The following is a 16,022-nucleotide window of genomic DNA, read 5'->3' on the forward strand; positions in this document are numbered from 1 at the left end:
ATCCATGTCCGCAATCCTGATGGCGCTGGTCGACGGATCGGCCTATTCCGAAAGCCTGTGCCGCTATGCCGCCTGGATCGCCTCCCGCACGGGCGCGCAGGTGCAGCTTTACCATGTGCTCGACCCGCGTCATGCCCTCGGCAAGCGCGATCTCTCCGGCTCCATCGCGCTTGGTGCCCGTACGGACCTCCTGGAAAAACTCAGCACGTTGGACGAGCAGCACGGCAAGCTCGCCCAGGCGCAAGGGCGCGCGATCCTCGACGACGCCAAAGCGCTGATCGAGGCGCAAGGAGTCTCCGACGTCGTCACACGCCTGCGCTATGACGACATCGTCGCAACCGTCACCGCCAAAGAAGGCGAGGCCGATATGATTTTGATCGGCAAGCGCGGCGAAGCGGCCGGCCTCGACAATCCCCATCTGGGTTCGAACTTCGAGCGGATCGTACGCGCCAGCTACAAGCCGGTATTCGTCGCAAACCGCGCCTTCCAAGCGATACGCCGTGTGCTGATAGCCTATGACGGCGGCGCGTCATCGATGAAGGCCGTGGAGTATGTCGCCCGCGACCCGCTCTTTACAGGGCTTGACGTCGTCGTCGCGACGGTCGGCGATGAGAACGGCGAAGCGCGACACACCGACCTCGACGAGGCCGGCGCGACGCTGACCGCCTGGGGCCACAAGGCGGAGACGCGCGTGCTGAAGGGCCAACCCAGCACGGCGCTGGGCGACTTCGTCGAACATGAAAGCATTGATCTTCTGGTGATGGGCGCCTACGGCCATTCGCGCATCCGGACATTGGTGATCGGCTCGACCACCACCGAGATGATCCGCTCCTGCAAAGTGCCGGTCGTGCTCATGCGCTGAGCGGGACCTTGGCTTCGGCATCTACAGCAACGGCACGGTGTAGTTCACGATTGTCCGGAACTGGGTGAGATCATCGCTCGGCAAGGCGTCGTCGAAGACGTCCAATCGATATATTCGACCTCGACGCGCAGGCCCTGCAGCGCCCCGCGCGGCGGCTCGTAAACAAAGCGCAGATCGAGTTCCTGCTGGTTGGAGAAGTCTCCATTCGTCACAGGATCTTCGATCCCCCAGCCCTTACCGAAGGCTGCCTTGAACTTGACGCCGTCCAAGCCGAGCCGCGCGAAATCGTAGGATAAGGACAGGAGAAAGGCGTCGACACCGGCCTGCTCGAAATTCGTCACCAGCATCCCGGCGTAGGAGGCGCTGTAACCGAACGGCTTCTGAATACTGGCTTCGTCACCGGTCTTGGACACCGCCCCTTCGAGCACGAGGCCCCGGTAGCTCGCGACGAAACGCGCCGAGGCCTGATACGTCTCATACGGCGCACCGGCGATCATCGATGCGCCCACCGTGCGCTGATCCAGAATATTCGCGCCCACGCGCAATTGCGGGCCGCGCCCGCCATTGCCCTCGCCGAACGGCAGAAGATAGTCGATCTCGCCATAGGCCGTGTTGAGCGTGTCGGCGATCCAATAATTGGTGCCGCCGATGTTGAAGCCGTTCTTGTGGTAGCTCGCACCGGTGATGAGAACCCCCTCGTCTTGCGGGACGCCGAGCCCTTCGCTGAACGGGATGAAGTTCGCCTGGTTCCGCGGCTTGTATCGGGTGAGATAGGAGGCGATGTAGTCGACGGTCTGGTCGGGCCCCTGGTCGTCCGGCACCAGAACGATGCCCTCGAAGGTGATCGGGATCATCCGCGAGTCGTAAGGGTTTACGTAGGGCGTGCGGACGATCTGACGTCCGACGGTCACTTGCTGACCGGCAAACCGTAAGCGGCCATTGAGCTGGCCCAGTGTCGTGATCTGATTGCCGTCCCATGACAGATTGAGCGACTCCCGGCAGCCGCGTTCGCGTAGAGCGGCTGCGTTGTGTAAAGGACACTCCGCAGCTGGAAAAAGTCGGCGAGATAACCGGACTCGAGGGAGATCGAACCGCCCGTCGTGAAGGCTTTCGGTGTGCTGTACCCGAAATCATGTTCGTCGAACCAATACGTACGGTTGTCGAGGCGCATAGAACTGTCGCGGATAAAGGCCGGCAAGTTGGGCCAACGCGTCTGCCGCGCCGCCTCGAGACGCAAGTCGCGCGGGTCCACCATAGGCGCGGGCCCCCGCAGATCATCCCGCGGGTGCAGCGGCACCGTGAAGCCTTCGCGAATCGGGCTCAGGGCCTCGCCGGCATTCGACGGGATAGGATAGTCGAGGGCTTCCTGCGCCAGGGCGAAAGACGGCGCGGCGCAAACGAGAACAGTTGCTGCGAAGAAGGCAAGATATCGGATTGCCCGCCCCGGCCCATGCCGCCTCACTGGATTGCCCTCTTTGATTCCCCGTCGTCCCGCCACCAGTCTATCGCACCACGCCCGATTCCGGCCCTGATATCACCATCCGGCAAGACCATGCTGGGAGGATGGACTTGCTGCCCGCCTGCCGTTAAGCCCCTGGCCTTGCTAGGATCGCATCCACCAGAGTCACCAACCGCCCCAAAAGACAGCCTGATGTTGACACAGACCCGCCGCCGCGCGCTCGGCATTCTCCTGGGCACACTTGCCGGCTCCCGCTTGCTGGCGCTTCCCTTGCCGGCCAGAGCACAGGACGAAAAGCCGGAAGACCAAGAGCCTGACGACGAGACCGCGTCCGAACCGGACTGCGTCGACACCAAGACCTTCGGCGGCTGGACGGGGCAGGCCAGCGATATCAGCGCCGGTGCAATTCAGAACAATATCGCCGCGGTCGATCCCAAGACCTGCACTGTTCTGCTGAGCGCCGAGGTCAATTCGGAGTTCGCCGGACGCATTTTTCTCGAAGGCAGCGCCGAGGGGACAGCGTTGCCGGAAACTCTGCTCCTGGACCCGGACAGCCGGTTCAAGGCCACGGCGCCCGGCAGCGACGTGGTCGTGGATACGCCGCTCTGCGGCAACTGCACCGACATCTACGACAACACGGTCGGCATCGTTCTGCCGCTCGCAACGGCGCCCTTGCTCCGTGACGCAGACCGGATGGACATCACACTGCACCTTGCGCGCCACGACGCGGACTGCCGCTTCACGCTCGACTGCAAGATTTTGCGGCAGGCTCTCGACTGGGCGACCGCACGGCGCGACGCGCTGGCGACCGAACGCGACAACAAGCAATGCGCCTCGGCGGAAGGCTGTTTCATCACCACGGCCTGCTGCGAGGTTCTGGGTCTGGCCGACGACTGTTTCGAGCTCCGAACCCTCCGCCGCTATCGCGACGATGTCCTTGCCGCCCGCGCCGGGGGCTCCGCGGAGATCACACGTTATTACGACCTCGCGCCGCGTCTTCTCAAACGGCTTCGCGTAAACGCGGATGATCCCGAGAAGGCCCTGCTCCGCCTCTATGCCCGCTACGTCCTGCCGGCCGCGCTTGCGGCCAGGTTCGGCCTCGACCGGCTGGCCTACGCGCTCTACCGGCGGATGCTGGTGGCGCTGTCTCGCCCGCATCGCGGGTCGCCCGGAAAGGCGTAACGAGGCGTACCCGAGCGCCGATCCACTAAATTTCAATACCCCTACAATTGTCGGGAACTGAACTTCCCGTTCGCGCATTGGGTCTCAAGGAGCGCCGCCACTCGGCAAGGCCGAGGCGGCGTCCTCACGGGCTGTCAGCGGGCCCCAGCGCGGCACCAAAAGAGGTCTTGGCTGCCGCGCATTGGGGCCGACGGTCTGGGGAACGGGGGCGTGAGGCGCGTACGGACCGGCTTTCAAACTCGGGACGCTGCCGCCAAAAGAGGGAACTTCTTCGATGCCTGAATTCAGCCTGCCATTGCCGACGGGTCCGTCTCGCAACCCCGTCACGCATCCCGTCCATCGGGCGACGGCGTTGCTCCAGGAAGCGCTGCACGAGTCCCGGCGCGCCACCTTCACCCAGGAGTTCGGCGAGGTCCGCGGCATCCACCGCCTGTCTGCACCACCCGCGGCCGAAGTGTTCGTCGACGCCGATATGGCCGTCGACTTCGTCTCCCCGCCGGCCAATCTCGACTTCGTCGAGGCCTATCTCGGCCGTCAGGCCGGCGAGACACAGGAGGACGTCCCGGAAAGCCCTCACGCAGGCGAACGCGATGATGGCAAAGCGGCCTCCACTCCGCATCGTCGCGGCACGCGGGCCCGATCGACCCAAGCGGCCGACCCTCAACTTCGGGGGCTGATCCGGGACTTCAAGGAACGGCAGCGCAGAGCCGGTCTGATTGTCGCGGGCTCGGTCGCCTCGGCGGTGACGCTGACTGTCCTGACGATCGCGCTTGTATTTGCACTCGCGGCGTAACACCGGACGCCGCCGCGCCTGCCTCCAGCAGGCGCGGCGGCAGTGCGGTGCGGCGCGTGCTAGACGACGTCCCGGCGTCTGAGCTCGACTAGAACCCGCTCGGCCAAGACTTCCGGCGTCAATTCGCTCGTATTCAGATCGAGTTCCGGCGACTCCGGCCGTTCGTAGCTCGAGTCGATGCCGGTGAAGTTCTTGATCAGGCCGGCGCGCGCCTTGCGGTACAGGCCCTTCGGATCCCGGGCTTCGCAGACCTCGAGTGGCGTATCGACATAGATCTCGATGAACTCGCCTTCACCGACCATGTCGCGCGCCATGCGCCGCTCCGAGCGGAACGGTGAGATGAACGACACCATCACGATAAGACCGGCATCGACGAACAGCCGAGCCGCTTCCGCAACGCGCCGGATGTTCTCAACCCGATCCGCATCCGTGAAGCCGAGGTCCTTGTTGAGCCCGTGGCGAATGTTGTCGCCGTCGAGCATGTAGGTGTGGCGGCCGAGCGAATGCAGCCTCTTCTCGAGCGCGTTGGCGATCGTCGACTTGCCGGACCCGGACAGACCGGTGAACCACAGCACGCAAGGCTTTTGTCCCTTGAGACCCGCACGGGATGATTTGTCGACGGACAGTTCCTGCCACTTCACGTTCGTGGCGCGGCGAAGACCGAACTCGACCATACCGGCCGCGACCGTCGCGTTCGTGAAGCGATCGATCAGGATGAAACTGCCGGTCTCGGGATTGTCGCCATAGGGATCGAAGACGAGAGGCTTGGTCATGCTGAGATTGCACAGCCCCACCTCGTTCATCTCCAAGGTCTTGCCCGCGACATGATCCAGATTGTCGACATTGAGCTTGTACTTGAGCGACGACACGGTGGCCGTGGCGCTTTGGGTGCCACACCGGATCGTGTAGTTGCGCCCCGGCAGCATGGCCTCTTCGTCGAACCAGATGATCCTCGCGGCAAGCTGATCCGCGACGGACGGTTCGGAGTCGGGTGTCGTGATCACATCGCCACGGCTTGCGTCGACCTCCTCCGCGAAGGTCAGCGTCACTGCATCCCCTTCCTGCGCGGCATCCAGATCACCATCGGCCGTCACGATCCGCGCGACATGCACGCGCTTGCCGGACGGATGGATGACAACCTCGTCGCCCGGCGCGATGCGGCCACCGGCTACGGTGCCCGAGACCCCGCGGAAATCCAGATGCGGCCGGTTCACCCACTGCACCGGGAACCGGAACGGATCCTTGTCTCGGCTGCGGCTGACCTCGACCGTCTCCAAATGTCCGAGCAGCGTCGGGCCGTGATACCAGTGCATATGAGCGCTGGGGGCCGTGACGTTGTCGCCCTTCAAGGCCGAGACCGGGATGGCCTCGATGGACTCGAAACCCAGAGGCTCGGCGAAAGCCGTGAAGTCGTCCACGATCGCCTGGAACTGCTCCTGGTCGAAATCGATCAGGTCCATCTTGTTGACGGCCAGCGCGACCTTCTTGATGCCCAGCAGAGACAGGATGCAGGCGTGGCGACGCGTCTGGGTCAGCACGCCTTGGCGCGCATCGATCAGGAGCACGCCGAAGTCGCAGTTCGACGCGCCGGTCGCCATGTTCCGTGTGTACTGCACATGGCCCGGCGTATCGGCAACAATGAACTTCCGCTGGGGCGTCGAGAAATAGCGATATGCCACGTCGATCGTGATGCCCTGCTCGCGCTCGGCCTGGAGACCGTCGACAAGGAGAGACAAATCGATCTCCGCACCCATGGTCGAATTGGGCCGCTTCGACTCCCTGTGCACGGCCTTCAGCTGATCTTCGAAGACGAGCTGGGAGTCGTACAGAAGTCGGCCGATCAGCGTGCTCTTGCCGTCATCCACGCTCCCGCATGTCAGGAACCGCAAGAGGCCGCGATCTTCCTCGGCGACGAGACGCGCAGCGAGCCGGTCGCTGGCACCGTCGTTCGTGCCGCCAACCACACTGAGACGTGCCATTAGAAGTAGCCCTCCTGCTTTTTCTTCTCCATCGAGCCGACCTGGTCGTGATCGATGACGCGTCCCTGCCGTTCCGAATGGCGGGAAGCGATCAGTTCTTCAATGATCTCGGGCAATGTCGTCGCTTCGGATTCGATGGCGCCGGTGAGCGGATAGCAGCCCAGCGTGCGGAAGCGCACTTTGCGCATCTGCGGCGTCTCGCCCTCCTCGAGCGGCAGCCGGTCGTCGTCCACCATGATCAGCGTACCGTCGCGCTCGACCACGGGACGTTCCTTCGCGAAATACAGCGGCACTACGGGAATGTCTTCCAGGTAGATGTACGTCCACACGTCGAGTTCGGTCCAGTTGGACAAGGGGAACACGCGCATGCTCTCGCCGGGATTCACCTTGGTGTTGGCGAGGTGCCAAAGCTCGGGCCGCTGACGTTTCGGATCCCAGTTGTGCGACGCGTTCCGGAACGAGTAGACGCGTTCCTTCGCGCGCGACTTCTCTTCGTCGCGGCGCGCACCGCCGAAAGCCGCATCGAAGCCGTACTTGGCGAAGGCCTGCTTCAAGGCTTCGGTCTTCATGATGTCCGTGTGCAGAGCACTTCCGTGGGTGATCGGCGAGATGGCGTTGCGAACGCCCTCCTCGTTGATGTGGACCGTGAGGTCCACCCCGAGGCGCTTCGCTTCCGCATCCCGGAACGTGATCATCTCCCGGAACTTCCAGGTCGTATCGACGTGGAGCAACGGAAAGGGCGGCTTGCCGGGATAGAAGGCCTTCATCGCCAGGTGCAGCAGCACCGCCGAGTCCTTGCCAATGGAATACAGCATCACCGGGTTGCGAAACTCCGCGGCAACCTCGCGCATGATGTAGATGCTTTCCGCCTCGAGCTGGCGGAGATAGGACGAAAGAACCTGCTTCATAAATCCGTACTCATACGTGTCGTCTCAGGCTCCTTGTCCGAGCCAATGTCTCGTTCCGTGCCCGCACCGTTCTGTGCCTTGGCAAATGCTTCCGCTTTCCGTTTTGCGATGAGGTAGCGGTACGCGCTGACGGGCAGCAGCGCCAGATAGACCAGGGAGCCCACAAACAGGGTCTGGGCTGGATAGGTCAAGAGCAAGGCAATAAAAAGAGCCGCCAGAACAAAAAGGGGCGGCACATATTCGCGGTGGATCCGCTGCCCCACCATCTTGATCGAGAACGTCGGCACGTTCGACACCATCAGCAGCGCCACGCCAATCGTGTAGAGCAGCACCAGGGGCGTGAGGCTGGGCCAATGAAGCCCCAGATCCTGAGCGTAGATCGGCAGCAGGACGATGATGGCGCCGGCCGGCGCGGGCACCCCCACAAAGAACGATTTCTTCCAGATGGGCTGATCGGTCTGGCTGAGCGAGACGTTGAAACGGGCCAGCCGCAAGGCCGAACAGACCGCAAAGATCAGGACCGCGACCCAGCCTAGACTGCGCAGATCCTCCAAGGACCAGGCGAAGAGGATGATCGCCGGCGCCACGCCGAAATTGACGAAAGTGGCCAGGCTGTCCAGTTCCGCGCCGAAGCGCGTCGAGGCTTTCAGGAGGCGCGCCACATGTCCGTCGATCCCGTCCAGAAAGGCCGCGAAGACCAGCGCCGCCACCGCCATGTCCCAGCGATGCTCGATCCCCATACGGATCGCGGTCAGCCCCGCGCAGAGCCCGACGAGCGTGAAGATATTTGGGATGAGAACACGGATAGGGACCTCGCCGCGCACCAGCAGCCGCTGCCGCAGCTTTCGGTCGTCCCGATCCGGATCGAAAGGAGGAAACATCGGCGCTTAAGCCCTTCCCTTGGCCTCGCCCGGCAAGACGGCAAGTACCGTCTCGGCGGCGATGGCCGTCTGACCCACCTCGCCCAAGACGTCGCTGTCCTGCGGCAGATACAGATCCACACGGCTTCCGAAACGGATCAAGCCGATCCGCTGTCCCGCCTCCAGACTATCACCATCGCCCACAAAGGGGACGATACGCCGCGCCACCAGCCCGGCAATGAGGACGACGCCGATCTTGGTTCCGGACTTGGTTTCGATCACGAAGGCCTGGCGCTCGTTCTCCTCGCTCGCCTTGTCGAGCTCGGCATTGAAAAAGGCGCCGTGCACATACGTGCTGTGGATGATCTTGCCGCCGACCGGCGCGCGGATGATGTGTACGTCGAACACGGACAGAAAGACGGAGACGCGCGTCAGCTCTGCCGTCCCCAGCGCGAGCTCCCGCGGCGCCATGACGTCTTCGACCACGGCCGACACTTTGCCGTCCGCCGAGCTCACCACGAGCCCCGGCCGGTCCGGCGTCACCCGTTCCGGGTCGCGGAAGAAATAGACGCAGAACACGGTCAGTAGCGCGCAGAGCCAGCCGAGCGCTGGCGCGAATAGAAATAGGACCAGCGTCGCGATCGCACCGATGGCCACGAACTTGTAGCCATCCGGGTGGATGGGCACGAAGGCGTTCGCAATTGTATCAAGCAGGCTGTGCCGGTCGTCCATAAACTCTCCCGTTACCGTGGCTAGCTCGACGCCAGCAACTCGTCCTCTTCAAGCCGATCGCCGTCAATAGGCTCATCCGGCGAACCCGTGTCCAGCCGTCCATCGCGCTGCTCCTCGCCGTCGTCGGCTCGCGCGCATGCGCCAAAATCTCGCGGGCCTCGTCCGCCTCGCGCTGCCGGGCCCACAGGCTCGCGTAAAGACCGTCCTTCGCCAGAAGCTCGGCATGCCGCCCCTGCTCCACGATCCGCCCCTGGTCGAGCACAATGATGTTGTCAGCGTGGACTACTGTCGAGAGCCGGTGCGCGATGACGAGGCTCGTGCGATCGCGCGCCACCTGCTCGAGCGCATCCTGGATCTCTTTCTCAGTGTGGCTGTCGAGCGCAGACGTCGCCTCGTCCAGCATCAGAATGGGCGGTGCCTTCAAAATCGTCCGGGCGATAGCCACGCGCTGCTTCTCGCCGCCGGACAGTTTCAGGCCGCGCTCGCCGACAAGCGCGGCATAGCCTTGCGGCAGCGCCAGGATGAATCCATCGATCTGCGCCAGCCGGGCCGCCTCGTGAACCTCGGCCTCGGTCGCATCAGGGCGCCCGTAGCGGATGTTGTATTCGATCGTGTCGTTGAACAGCACCGTATCCTGCGGAACCATGCCGATCGCCGCGCGCAGCGAGCGTTGGGTCACGTCCTGGATGTTCTGTCCGTCGATCGTGACCTCGCCCTGGTTCACCTCGTAGAAGCGGAACAGAATGCGCGAGATGGTCGACTTGCCCGCGCCGGAGGGCCCCACGATGGCGACCATCTTTCCCGGAGGCACCTCGAAGGAAATGTCTTTGAGAATGGGACGGCCCGGCTCGTAGGCGAAGGAGACGTTCTTGAAAGCGATCGCGCCGTTGTCGACGCGCAGCGGCTTCGCGTCCGGACGGTCGACGATCTCGGCGGGCTCCTTCAGAAGCGCGAACATGGTCTCCATGTCCACCAGCCCCTGCTTGATCTCGCGATAGACCATGCCCATGAAATTCAGCGGCATGAAGAGCTGGATGAGAATGGCGTTGATCATCACGAAGTCGCCTACGGTCAGGATGCCCTGGGAGACGTCGCGCGCGGCGAGCAGCATGCACACGACCATGCCGGTACTGAAGATGATGGCCTGTCCGGAGTTCAAAAACCCGAGCGTGGTGAAGGTGCGGACCGCCGCCTTCTCGTAGCGCGCCATGGACGCATCGAAGCGCCGGGCCTCGAGATCCTCGTTGCCGAAATATTTGACGGTCTCGAAATTGAGCAGGCTATCGACGGCCTTGGAGTTGGCCTCCGTGTCGCTCTCGTTCATGTCCCGGCGAATGGCGAGACGCTTCTCGGTGGCGAAGAAGGTGAACCACACATAGGCCACGACCATTACGAACAGCACGGCGACATACACCCAGCCGAAATACCAGGCGACAAGCCCCGCGATCATGACGAGTTCCACCGCCGTCGGGATCATGTTCAGGATCGCCATCCGCAGAATTGTGTCGACGCCGTTCACACCGCGCTCGATCACGCGGTTCAGCCCGCCCGTGCGCCGTTCCAGGTGGAACTTGAGGGACAGGCTGTGAAGATGGCGGAAGGTCCGGTTCGCGAGCTGGCGAACCGCATTCTGGGTCACGACCGTGAAGATCACGTCGCGGAGCTGGGCAAACAGCACCATGAGGATGCGCCCAACGCCATAGGCCACGATCAGCATGGCCGGGACGATCGCGAGACCCAGGAAGCCCGTGCCCGCCGCGACACCCGAGCTCTGCTCGGCGCCGGTCAGGTAGTCGACCGCGTTCTTGTAGGCGATCGGGACCGCCAGCGTGACCAGCTTGGCCAGCACAAGCGCGATGAACGCCAGTACCACGCGCGTATGCAGATCGCGCCGCCCCTTCTGCCAGACATAGGGCAGCAGCTCGCCTAAGACGGACGTCTGGCTGGCCTTGCCCGAAAGCAGGGCGTCGCTGGTCGATTGCGGCAGTCGGTCTCTCATAAAACGGCTTTACTTTCAACGGGCTGTCGCGCCGCGCTCTCGCTTGTACCGGTCGGATGCTCAAGGCGCGAGGCCGCGGCCCCTAAACTGGGCGGGATCGGTCGCGCATCGGAAAAGGGGCAGCCTTCACGGCCGCCCCCTCCATGCCTATCGATATAGCCCGCGTGCGGCCCAGCGCCAAGCCCGCTCACCCAAGCCCGCTGCGATACCCGTTACTCAGGACGGGGCGGCGGTGCAGCCAAGTCCTCCGGATTCGGCGGGGTGAGCTTCAGCCGGAACATCGCGGTCGCGGCCGGCATTTGGGTCTTCTCGTCGAACTGCTGGACGCGCACCAAATGCACGTTGTCATCCAACTGGATCTGATCCTCGGTGCTCCACGTGCTCTCGCCTTCTGGCACCTTGACCAGCGCGAACGGCCGGCGTCCACGAAGATGTGCAGATCGAGGCCCGGAATGGCCTTGCCTGACATCTCACGTCCGGACCATCCTCTCCGCGCTTGTAGTCGACGACATCCACCTTGATCGGCGCCTTGTGAGAGGCCGACGACGCGGACCCGACCACGTCGGCGTCCGGCGCGGCGTCCTCCGCGAGGGCCCCGGTGCCCTGGAAGAGACACACCGTGGCGGCCATCGCGGCCACACCTGCGAGTATTCTGAACGCATTCATTTTACATGTTTCCTCGTTCGCTCAACCGTTTCGGTCAGTTGTTGCGGCGGCACTGTCGCGGTTCCCGCGCCACAAGCCGCCTTGCCGGGCTGAACCCTATCCAATCGTTCACGCCACTGCCACACCGATTGGCAAGAAGCATATGCCTCTCGGATTCTTGACGATTCACCCGAGCCGATGCCAGATGCCGGCAAACAACCGGCCACCCTAGAGGGGCATCCCGCAGGAGCTTTCATGACCCAACATCGCGGAAAAGTTGAGACCATCTGCGTTTATTGCGGGTCCGGCGCGGGACAGAATCCGGCCTTTAGCGAAGCCGCCCGCGCGCTCGGAGAAGCGCTTGCGGAAGCCGGGACCAACCTCGTCTATGGCGGCGGAGACTTGGGGCTCATGGGCATTGTGGCCCGCTCCGTCATCGACAGTGGCGGCCACGTGACCGGCATCATGCCCGAATTCCTTCACGACCGCGAACGCATGCTCGTCGACGTGCACGAGTTGCACATCGTCGACACCATGCACGAGCGCAAACATCTCATGTATGAGAAGTCCGACGCGTTCGTCGCCCTGCCCGGCGGCATCGGCACGCTCGAGGAGTTCGTCGAGCAGCTGACCTGGTCGCAGCTCGGACAGCACAAGAAGCCGATCGTGCTGGTGAATATTCACGGCTTCTGGGATCCGTTGCTGGACCTCTTCGACCGGATGATGGAGCACAACTTCATCCGCTCCGGCTTCGAGCTCAAGATGAGCGTGGCCGACAGCGCGGAGGATGTCCTGCCCGTCATCCACCGCTTGCTCGCGGAGATGGAAGAAGAGCCCGAGCCCGGTTATCGCGTGGTCGAAAAGCTCTAGGCAAAGAGTTCTAGGAAGGTGCCGGCGCGCCGTCGCGGATCAGTTTGTAGTTGATCGAGTCGAGCAGTGCCTCGAAGGACGCATCGACGATATTGGGCGAGACACCGACCGTGAACCAGCGGCGCCCCTCGCCGTCGCGGCTCTCGACCAGAACACGCGTGACCGCGTCCGTGCCACCCGTCAGGATACGGACCTTGTAGTCTACGAGCTTCAGATCGTCGATGTAGCTCTGATACGGCCCGAGATCCTTGCGGAGAGCATTGTCGAGGGCATTGATAGGACCGTTGCCCTCGCCCACCGACATCACCGAGTTGCCGTCGACGCGCGCCTTCACCGTCGCTTCCGAGATCGTCACCAACTCGCCGAGGGCGTTGTGGCGGCGCTCGACCATGACGCGGAACGAGTCGATATCGAAGAACTGGGGCACGGTCTCCAGCATGCGCCGCGCCAGGAGTTCGAACGAGGCCTCCGCCGCTTCATAGGCGTATCCGACCGCTTCGCGTTCCTTCACCAGTTCCACAAGCCGGCCGACCCGCGGATCGTCCTTGGACACGGTCAGGCCGATGCTCTCAAGCTGCGCCAGAATGTTAGACCGGCCGCCCTGGTTGGACACCAGCAGCTTGCGCACATTGCCGACGCTCTCCGGCGGCACATGCTCATAGGTGCGCGGATCCTTCTTCACCGCCGAGACGTGAATGCCGCCTTTGTGCGCGAACGCCGCCTCGCCCACATACGGCGCGTGCCGGTCGGGAGCCTGATTCAGCATCTCATCGAGAACGCGCGAGGCGTGAGTCAGGGTGCTGAGCTTCTCGGGTGAGATGTTCGTTTCGAAACGGTCCGCATACCCGCTCTTGAGCAGCAGCGTGGGAATGATCGACGTCAGGTTGGCGTTGCCGCAGCGCTCGCCGACACCGTTCAGCGTGCCCTGGATCTGCCGCGCGCCGGCGCGCACCGCCGCCAGCGAATTGGCAACGCCGTTGTCGGTGTCGTTGTGCACATGGATGCCGACATGATCGCCCGGGATGTTCGCGACGACGTCCGCCACGATCGCCTCGACCTCTTCCGGCAAGGTGCCGCCATTGGTGTCGCAGAGCACGACCCAACGCGCGCCCGCGTCATAAGCAGTCTTGGCGCATTCAAGTGCGTAAGGCGCATTGGCTTTGTAGCCGTCGAAGAAATGCTCGCAGTCCAGCAGCGCTTCGCGTCCCGACGCGACGACCGCCTCGACGGACTCCTTGATGCCCGCGAGATTCTCCTCGAGCGTGATCCCGAGCGCGACATCCACATGGAAGTCCCACGTCTTGCCCACAAGGCAGATCGCATCCGCCTCGGCGGCAAGAAGCGCCTGGAAGCCGGGATCGTTGGAGATCGACCGGCCCGGCCGCTTCGTCATGCCGAAGGCGGTGACCTTGGTGCCGACTTCGCGGTCCTTGGAGAAGAGTTCCGTATCGATAGGGTTCGCGCCCGGATAGCCGGCCTCGACATAGTCGAGACCGAGCCGGTCGAGCTGCTCGGCGATCAGCAACTTGTCCTCGAGCGAAAAGTCGACGCCATGTGTCTGGGCGCCGTCCCGCAAGGTCGTGTCGTACAGGGAGAGGGTTTCGCGTGCCATGGCCTAAACCACACCGAACACGAAGCGCAGGGCAAGCAGCACCGCCAACACCAGCACCGCCAGTTTGATCGCGAGATAGACACCCTTCGAGCCCTTGAACGGGGTGTCTTTGAGGAAGTTGCTCATTGCACGGTCTCCGGCCCTGGCAGGGTCTTCTTCATCGTCGTGTTGGACAGCCACTCATCGCCACACCGGACGCTGTTGCGCTGCTGGGCGGCATAGCCGCGCTTGTTGAAGAAATCGAGGCGCTGTCGCTGGCGTCCACGCTCAGATCCTTGGCACCGCGGCCCGCCGCGATCTTCTCCAGCGCGTCGGCCAGCAACGTGCCAACGCCGCGTTCCACCGCCGCGGGATGCACATAAAGGAACCCGACCTTGCTGTCCGTCTCGAGCGAGGCAAAGCCTACCGGCGATCCGCCCATGGTCGCGACGATCGTCGTGTGGTCGGCCAAGGTCTTGGCGAAGGCCTCCTCGTTGTTCGCGGCGGCGATCCAGGCTTCCTGCTGCTCGACCTCGTACTCGTCCTGGGTCAGCTCCATGATGCTCGCGCGAAAGATCTCTGCGAGCAACGGCGCCTCGCCGGGCAACATGGGCCGCAGCGCGAGTTGCGGATTGGCTTCGGCACTCATCGCGCCACCTCCCAGGTCGTTTTCAGCTCGCCCGTCTCCGGGTCCTTCGCGTCCATCAAGACGATGCCCATGGCCTGAAGCTCGTCGCGAATGCGGTCGGCTTCGGCGAAGTCTTTTGCTTTGCGGGCTTCGAGCCGGCCTGCGACTAGCGCATCGACCTTTGCTTTCCGATCAGCGGCACCTACGGCTGTCGCCTCGGAGCCACCATGCGCTTCGCCAGCAGCTACAGCATGCCGTGCAACATTGGCACGCGTCCCGGAGAAGCCGAGGAAACCGAGTGCGGCCCGAAGCGCCGCAAACTCTTTGGCGCCATGAAGCTTGTGCAACTCGGCGATGACCTTCGGCGTGTTCAAATCGTCCGACAGCGCATCGACAACCGCCTGCGGGATTTCGGACGCCGGCTCGTGGGCCTCGACGTCCCCATACCAATCCCACAGCGTCTTGTGGGACTCGTCGAGACTGACAAACGTCCAGTCGAGCGGCTGGCGATAATGGGTGCGGAACATGTTGAACCGGAGCGCCTCGCCCGGCCAGGCATAGCCCTGCCATCCGGTCAGCAGCTCGTGCACCGTGACGAAGTTGCCGAGGCTCTTCGACATCTTCTCGCCTTCCACCTGCAGGAAGCCGTTATGCATCCACACCTGCGCCATGATGTCGGTGCCGTGGGCGCAGCGCGACTGGGCGATCTCGTTCTCGTGGTGCGGAAAGGCGAGATCAATCCCGCCGCCATGGATATCGAATACCTCGCCGAGATGCGCGGCGGACATGGCCGAGCACTCGATGTGCCAACCTGGTCGTCCGGGCGTCTCGATGCCCCCCGGCGACGGCCAGGACGGTTCGCCAGGCTTCGACGGCTTCCACAACACGAAATCCATGGGGTCCTTCTTGAAGGGCGCGACCTCGACCCGCGCGCCCGCGATCATCTCGTCCAAGGACCGGCCGGAGAGCTTCCCGTAATCCGGCATCGAAGAGACGCTGAAGAGCACGTGGCCCTCGGCAACATAGGCGCTGCCCTTGGCGATCAGGCGGTCGATCATGGTGCGCATCTGCTCGATATGCTCGGTCGCGCGCGCTCGACCGTGGGGGTCGAGCGCCCCGAGCGCGCGCATGTCCGCGTGGAACTGCGCCTCGGTCTGCTCGGTGACCTTGCGGATCGCTTCGTTCAGCGGCAGGTCAGGGTAGTCGCGGGCCGCGCGCGCGTTGATCTTGTCGTCCACGTCCGTGATGTTGCGGACATAGGTCACATGATCGGGCCCGTAGAGGTGCCGCAGCAAGCGGAACAGCACATCGAACACGATGACGGGGCGCGCATTGCCGATATGCGCGTAGTCGTAGACGGTCGGCCCGCAGACATAGAGGCGCACATTGCCCGGATCGAGAGGCGTGAAGTCCTCTTTGCGGCGGGTGAGCGTATTGTAAATCGTAAGCGACACTGACTAGGCCCTTCGGCTTGAGGCCCGCCGGATGTTCGTCGGAGATGGATGGATAAGTAA

Annotated in this window: 15 protein-coding genes and 1 pseudogene; 4 read left to right on the plus strand and 12 right to left on the minus strand. The window is 63.5% G+C overall.

What is annotated here, in order from left to right; translation table 11 throughout:
- The first annotated feature begins 4 nt into the window (after positions 1–4).
- Positions 5–862 (plus strand): universal stress protein, encoded by an 858-nt coding sequence (locus AUC70_RS11675; RefSeq protein WP_069444998.1) that lies wholly within the window; start codon positions 5–7, stop codon positions 860–862.
- A 44-nt stretch (positions 863–906) separates the two neighbouring features.
- Here AUC70_RS11675 and AUC70_RS11680 read toward each other — a convergent pair whose 3' ends face one another.
- Both AUC70_RS11680 and AUC70_RS11685 read right to left on the minus strand, forming a co-directional pair.
- On the minus strand, positions 907–1,773 hold the full coding sequence (locus AUC70_RS11680; RefSeq protein WP_069444999.1) for an OprD family outer membrane porin: 867 nt from the start codon (positions 1,771–1,773) through the stop codon (positions 907–909).
- Entirely contained in the window at positions 1,770–2,324 is a 555-nt protein-coding gene (locus AUC70_RS11685) for a hypothetical protein (RefSeq protein WP_069445000.1), read from the minus strand. The genes AUC70_RS11680 and AUC70_RS11685 overlap by 4 nt, the downstream gene beginning before the upstream one ends.
- Before the next feature lie 189 nt (positions 2,325–2,513).
- On the opposite strand from AUC70_RS11685, the gene AUC70_RS11690 reads away from it, so the two are divergent.
- Entirely contained in the window at positions 2,514–3,503 is a 990-nt protein-coding gene (locus AUC70_RS11690; protein ID WP_069445001.1) for a CFI-box-CTERM domain-containing protein, read from the plus strand.
- A gap of 274 nt (positions 3,504–3,777) precedes the next feature.
- Positions 3,778–4,296 (plus strand): hypothetical protein, encoded by a 519-nt coding sequence (locus AUC70_RS11695; RefSeq protein WP_141702094.1) that lies wholly within the window; start codon positions 3,778–3,780, stop codon positions 4,294–4,296.
- Between the two features lie 59 nt (positions 4,297–4,355).
- On the opposite strand, the gene cysN is transcribed toward AUC70_RS11695, so the two are convergent.
- The 6 genes from cysN to AUC70_RS11725 form a co-directional block, all read right to left on the minus strand.
- Positions 4,356–6,275: a sulfate adenylyltransferase subunit CysN gene (cysN, locus tag AUC70_RS11700; protein WP_083241502.1), complete on the minus strand. Its 1,920-nt coding sequence runs from the start codon at positions 6,273–6,275 to the stop codon at positions 4,356–4,358.
- Positions 6,275–7,183 carry a sulfate adenylyltransferase subunit CysD gene (gene cysD, locus AUC70_RS11705; RefSeq protein WP_069445003.1) on the minus strand — a complete coding sequence of 303 codons (909 nt, stop codon included), beginning with the start codon at positions 7,181–7,183 and terminating at the stop codon, positions 6,275–6,277. Before cysD ends, cysN begins: the two co-directional genes overlap by 1 nt.
- Entirely contained in the window at positions 7,180–8,064 is an 885-nt protein-coding gene (gene pssA, locus AUC70_RS11710) for a CDP-diacylglycerol--serine O-phosphatidyltransferase (RefSeq protein WP_069445004.1), read from the minus strand. The genes cysD and pssA overlap by 4 nt, the downstream gene beginning before the upstream one ends.
- Positions 8,065–8,070: 6 nt before the next feature.
- Positions 8,071–8,775, minus strand: coding sequence for a phosphatidylserine decarboxylase (locus AUC70_RS11715; protein ID WP_069445005.1), 705 nt, complete (start codon positions 8,773–8,775; stop codon positions 8,071–8,073).
- Positions 8,750–10,774 (minus strand): ABCB family ABC transporter ATP-binding protein/permease, encoded by a 2,025-nt coding sequence (locus AUC70_RS11720; protein WP_069445006.1) that lies wholly within the window; start codon positions 10,772–10,774, stop codon positions 8,750–8,752. The genes AUC70_RS11715 and AUC70_RS11720 overlap by 26 nt, the downstream gene beginning before the upstream one ends.
- 212 nt (positions 10,775–10,986) lie before the next feature.
- Positions 10,987–11,172, minus strand: coding sequence for a hypothetical protein (locus AUC70_RS11725; RefSeq protein ID WP_069445007.1), 186 nt, complete (start codon positions 11,170–11,172; stop codon positions 10,987–10,989).
- Positions 11,173–11,674: 502 nt separating this feature from the next.
- On the opposite strand from AUC70_RS11725, the gene AUC70_RS11730 reads away from it, so the two are divergent.
- Positions 11,675–12,289 (plus strand): LOG family protein, encoded by a 615-nt coding sequence (locus AUC70_RS11730; protein ID WP_069445008.1) that lies wholly within the window; start codon positions 11,675–11,677, stop codon positions 12,287–12,289.
- A gap of 10 nt (positions 12,290–12,299) precedes the next feature.
- Here AUC70_RS11730 and cimA read toward each other — a convergent pair whose 3' ends face one another.
- From cimA to cysS, 4 genes and pseudogenes are all read right to left on the minus strand, one after another.
- Positions 12,300–13,901, minus strand: a complete 1,602-nt coding sequence (gene cimA / locus AUC70_RS11735; protein ID WP_069445009.1) for a citramalate synthase — start codon at positions 13,899–13,901, stop codon at positions 12,300–12,302.
- A gap of 3 nt (positions 13,902–13,904) precedes the next feature.
- The gene (locus AUC70_RS18430; RefSeq protein WP_280138247.1) at positions 13,905–14,027 is read right to left on the minus strand and encodes a hypothetical protein; all 123 of its coding nucleotides are present in this window, start codon (positions 14,025–14,027) and stop codon (positions 13,905–13,907) included.
- A pseudogene (locus tag AUC70_RS11740) lies at positions 14,024–14,529 on the minus strand (GNAT family N-acetyltransferase). Before AUC70_RS11740 ends, AUC70_RS18430 begins: the two are co-directional and overlap by 4 nt.
- On the minus strand, positions 14,526–15,962 hold the full coding sequence (cysS, locus tag AUC70_RS11745) for a cysteine--tRNA ligase (RefSeq protein WP_069445010.1): 1,437 nt from the start codon (positions 15,960–15,962) through the stop codon (positions 14,526–14,528). The pseudogene AUC70_RS11740 and the gene cysS overlap by 4 nt, the downstream one beginning before the upstream one ends.
- Positions 15,963–16,022 lie beyond the last annotated feature (60 nt).

It is taken from the genome of Methyloceanibacter stevinii (genome assembly GCF_001723355.1).
In the GTDB taxonomy this organism is placed as follows: Bacteria; Pseudomonadota; Alphaproteobacteria; order Rhizobiales; family Methyloligellaceae; genus Methyloceanibacter; species Methyloceanibacter stevinii.

Excerpts from the sequence above, each read along its gene's own strand:
- AUC70_RS11720 (WP_069445006.1), bottom strand. The coding sequence starts at position 10,774 with ATGAGAGACCGACTGCCGCAATCGACCAGCGACGCCCTGCTTTCGGGC.
- AUC70_RS11730 (WP_069445008.1), top strand. The coding sequence starts at position 11,675 with ATGACCCAACATCGCGGAAAAGTTGAGACCATCTGCGTTTATTGCGGG.
- AUC70_RS11690 (WP_069445001.1), top strand. The coding sequence starts at position 2,514 with ATGTTGACACAGACCCGCCGCCGCGCGCTCGGCATTCTCCTGGGCACA.
- cimA (WP_069445009.1), bottom strand. The coding sequence starts at position 13,901 with ATGGCACGCGAAACCCTCTCCCTGTACGACACGACCTTGCGGGACGGC.
- cysN (WP_083241502.1), bottom strand. The coding sequence starts at position 6,275 with ATGGCACGTCTCAGTGTGGTTGGCGGCACGAACGACGGTGCCAGCGAC.
- AUC70_RS11675 (WP_069444998.1), top strand. The coding sequence starts at position 5 with ATGTCCGCAATCCTGATGGCGCTGGTCGACGGATCGGCCTATTCCGAA.
- cysD (WP_069445003.1), bottom strand. The coding sequence starts at position 7,183 with ATGAAGCAGGTTCTTTCGTCCTATCTCCGCCAGCTCGAGGCGGAAAGC.
- AUC70_RS11695 (WP_141702094.1), top strand. The coding sequence starts at position 3,778 with ATGCCTGAATTCAGCCTGCCATTGCCGACGGGTCCGTCTCGCAACCCC.
- pssA (WP_069445004.1), bottom strand. The coding sequence starts at position 8,064 with ATGTTTCCTCCTTTCGATCCGGATCGGGACGACCGAAAGCTGCGGCAG.
- AUC70_RS18430 (WP_280138247.1), bottom strand. The coding sequence starts at position 14,027 with ATGAGCAACTTCCTCAAAGACACCCCGTTCAAGGGCTCGAAGGGTGTC.
- AUC70_RS11715 (WP_069445005.1), bottom strand. The coding sequence starts at position 8,775 with ATGGACGACCGGCACAGCCTGCTTGATACAATTGCGAACGCCTTCGTG.